Source organism: Synechococcus sp. OH2 (assembly GCF_047462155.1).
GTDB lineage: Bacteria > Cyanobacteriota > Cyanobacteriia > Thermostichales > Thermostichaceae > Thermostichus.
Genome location: NZ_JANSIR010000057.1, coordinates 9,149 through 13,040 on the forward strand (window position 1 = coordinate 9,149; position 3,892 = coordinate 13,040).

Consider the following 3,892-nt stretch of genomic DNA (forward strand, 5'->3'; position numbering starts at 1 on the left):
CACTTCCCAGTCATCCTTCGCGAGTTTAATCGCCCACCCGTTCCCCCTTCGGGGGGATCCCTAGAAATTGGAAACTGGACACGGTTCTACGTCGCCATCGGGCGGCGGCGCTGGGGTTCCCCCTTCGGGGGGATCCCTAGAAATTGGAAACAGCAGGGGACGTACCACGTCGAGCGCCGGTTCATGTTCCCCCTTCGGGGGGATCCCTAGAAATTGGAAACATCAACTCCACACATACCTTACCGCCCTCGTCTGCTACGGACGTTCCCCCTTCGGGGGGATCCCTAGAAATTGGAAACACTGAGCGTCTTTTGGACGAGCTGCGGCAGGATAGCTTTTGGGTTCCCCCTTCGGGGGGATCCCTAGAAATTGGAAACTGCGAATCATAACTCATATGTATTAAACTAAGGTTATGGCTGTTCCCCCTTCGGGGGGATCCCTAGAAATTGGAAACTAAGGCAGCCCCACCTTCTTCGCAAGGGCAGCCGCCAGGTTCCCCCTTCGGGGGGATCCCTAGAAATTGGAAACGATCCCAGCGAGCCCCACTGGGAGACCAGTGTGTACCGGCAGTTGGTGTTCCCCCTTCGGGGGGATCCCTAGAAATTGGAAACATAGGAATTCTGAAGATCCACCAGGAGTCCGATGACGGCGGCCCGTTCCCCCTTCGGGGGGATCCCTAGAAATTGGAAACGTATAATTATAACCTCCTCGACCGAGACCCTACTTGATCAGGTTCCCCCTTCGGGGGGATCCCTAGAAATTGGAAACCAAGACCTGCTCCCAACCCCATCTGCCACTGAGGCGAGTGTTCCCCCTTCGGGGGGATCCCTAGAAATTGGAAACTTTTAGAAAAAGAAGACCTTCGTTAGGAGCGAGGTACTACGTTCCCCCTTCGGGGGGATCCCTAGAAATTGGAAACAAGTCGCCGCAATGTGGAGCCCAGTAGGAACTCCAGTTCCCCCTTCGGGGGGATCCCTAGAAATTGGAAACTGGTAAGACCCGCGCCGCCCTGCGGGCCGACTTGGAAGAACGTTCCCCCTTCGGGGGGATCCCTAGAAATTGGAAACTTCGCAATTAGCTGTTCAAGAAGGTTCTTGATTGAAAGTTCCCCCTTCGGGGGGATCCCTAGAAATTGGAAACACATTCATATACCCAGGACCGAAGTCTCCGAGCTCTGGAGCGTTCCCCCTTCGGGGGGATCCCTAGAAATTGGAAACACCACAGAGTGTACAGGCTGTCGAAATCGGTGTCTTGTTCCCCCTTCGGGGGGATCCCTAGAAATTGGAAACGAGGTAATCCCCGAGGGGGGCAGGAAGACCTCAAATTTCGTTCCCCCTTCGGGGGGATCCCTAGAAATTGGAAACGAGTAACACACCAGGTCGTACAAGTTGCGAACCTGCTGGTTCCCCCTTCGGGGGGATCCCTAGAAATTGGAAACGAGAGACCCTGGCGCAACACCCGCGCTGGGCCGATAGCAAGTTCCCCCTTCGGGGGGATCCCTAGAAATTGGAAACCGTCCCAGTGCAAAAGGAACTGGTCGAAGACATCGTCGACTGTTCCCCCTTCGGGGGGATCCCTAGAAATTGGAAACTCGAGCCCCTCTATCTCTCCCGGGGCCACATAGTAAGTAAACGGTTCCCCTTCGGGGGGATCCCTAGAAATTGGAAACGTAAATGGCGGTATTGGCGCTGGTCCTTGTAGAACTCGGCGATGTGTGGTTCCCCTTCGGGGGGATCCCTAGAAATTGGAAACGTTAGACGCAATTACTGCTAGCCTTTTGGCGGCGGCTGTTCCCCCTTCGGGGGGATCCCTAGAAATTGGAAACTCAGGCGCCCAGTCGGTTTCGATGGCGTCAGGCTCTTCGTTCCCCCTTCGGGGGGATCCCTAGAAATTGGAAACGCACCGGCTTGGTCTCCGCTGGGCGAGCGGAAGTTTGAGGTTCCCCCTTCGGGGGGATCCCTAGAAATTGGAAACACTTCTGATTCCACGACCCAACACCCCGTTGGGGTGTAAGTTCCCCCTTCGGGGGGATCCCTAGAAATTGGAAACTTGCCTCTTCAGAGGGCTCTTTTAACGAAACACGAATGTTCCCCCTTCGGGGGGATCCCTAGAAATTGGAAACAGAAAGAAAGCCCCTAGCGGCGGCTAGAGGCTCTCTTGTTCCCCCTTCGGGGGGATGCCTAGAAATTGGAAAAGAAAAGGCGGCTACGGAACTCCGAGTAGATCTCGGCATAAGCCTTGACCCACTCGGAATCCGGCTGGATGAGGCGTTCCACCTGTACCAAGCGATCGGCAGCCTGCTGCACCAAACAGCACCAATAGGCTGAGGCGGCCAGGATGGCTGCCCCTACCGCCGGCTCCGGGTGCCTGACCACTGCCAGGGGGCGGGCGAGGATGCTGGCGCGCAGGCGCAGCCAGAGGGGGCTTTTGCAGCCGCCGCCAGTGGTTAACAGCGGCTCTTGCACCGGGATCCCGTGGGCAATCAAGGTCTCCAGCCCTAGCCGCTCCACCATTGCTACCCCTTCCAAAAGAGCTGCATAAAAGCGAAGGGATCCCACTTCCGCCTGGGGCAAGAAGCCGGCAAATTCGCTATCCAGGATGGGAAAACGCTCGCCGGGCCGGCAGAGAGGATAGCTGACTAGGCCCGTGGGCAGATGGACCTCCGCCTGCTGATCCAAGGCAGCAAAGTCGCCGCCGGGAAAGAAGTGGGGCAGGACGCCGCCGCCGCAGAAGGAGGCTGCCCCCGGCCACCAACCGGTTCGGTCGGGGTGCAGATGAGAATAGATACTCGGCTTCTGCACAGGGTCAGAGCTGTTGGCCTTGAAGATAAGAGTTGTGCCCAGGCTGGTGGAAACCTGCCCCAAGCGAGTAGCCCCTGCAGCCAATTGCCCAGCACAGCCATCGGTGATCCCGGCAGCAATCAGCACCTCTGGCCCCAGCTCCCACTCAGGCCGCACCGTTCCCAGAACTGTTCCTGGCGCCACCACCTCAGGAAAGCGCTTGGGATCAAGGCCCTGTTGGGAGAGCCACTCCCGCGGCCAGGTGTAGGTTTCTAGGTCAAAGCCACTTTTCAGGGCATGGGTGTGATCAGTTACCCGCTGGCGGCCCCCCAGTTGGCTTAGGAGAAAGTCCGCCGGATGGGCCAGGTAGCTTTCTCGGTATTGGTCGGGATGGGCTTCTGCCCACCACAGCCAGCGGCTAAGCCCCCAGCTGGCAGGGATCCCCAAGCGCTGAGCCTGGGCCTGGCCCCGCCGGTCGGAATACAGCCACGCCTGATCCAGCGGCATGCCCCGTCCGTCCACCGGCAGCACTGTACCCGAGGTGCTGCAGGCACTGAGGGCAACAATGGCGTAGCGATCCCCCAGTTGAGCTTTGAGGTGGCCCAGCAGCGCCTTCAGGGTGCGCAGCCAGCGGCCTGGATTGGTTTCTGGGGGATCCCAGGAGCGCTCGCTTTTGCCCACTATCTCCCCTGCTTCCGAGAGAGCTACCACCCGCATCCCCGAAGTGCCCAGGTCGATCCCAAGAAACACAGGGGCCATAGAGCCTTCCTCAAAATTGGCTAAGCTGGCCTTAAACGCGGTAAAACCCTAAAAATCTCGGCTGCTGCGGGCCAAAGCCTCTTGGATATTCAAGTCTAGATCCTTAACCGACTCCAGCACCGAGCGCGTAATCAGCTTGCCCGCCTGCACCAAAACGGCGCCAGTTATCGGGTGCAAAAGGGGCTGCTCCGCCCGCCGCCCAATCAACACCTCGATGTCCTTAAAGGCATTGATGTACATCCCCACCGGCAATTCCACCACCACCCCTTCCCCCAGAACTCGCGCCTGGCAGGCTAGGCGGGAATTGGGCTGACGGCTGGGGATCACCTCCAGGGTACGCTGCTCCCGCGGGG

The 3,892-nt window shown here is 58.6% G+C and carries 2 pseudogenes and 1 CRISPR repeat array; both pseudogenes read right to left on the reverse strand.

Annotation, left to right across the window (positions count from 1 at the left end):
• The first annotated feature begins 39 nt into the window (after positions 1-39).
• Positions 40-2,195: direct repeats of the CRISPR family, unit length 36 nt; unit sequence GTTCCCCCTTCGGGGGGATCCCTAGAAATTGGAAAC.
• A 138-nt stretch (positions 2,196-2,333) separates the two neighbouring features.
• Positions 2,334-3,539 (reverse strand): annotated as a pseudogene (locus NW835_RS04575) (FGGY-family carbohydrate kinase); the annotation flags it as partial.
• A 48-nt stretch (positions 3,540-3,587) separates the two neighbouring features.
• A pseudogene (locus tag NW835_RS04580) lies at positions 3,588-3,892 on the reverse strand ((2Fe-2S)-binding protein); the annotation flags it as partial.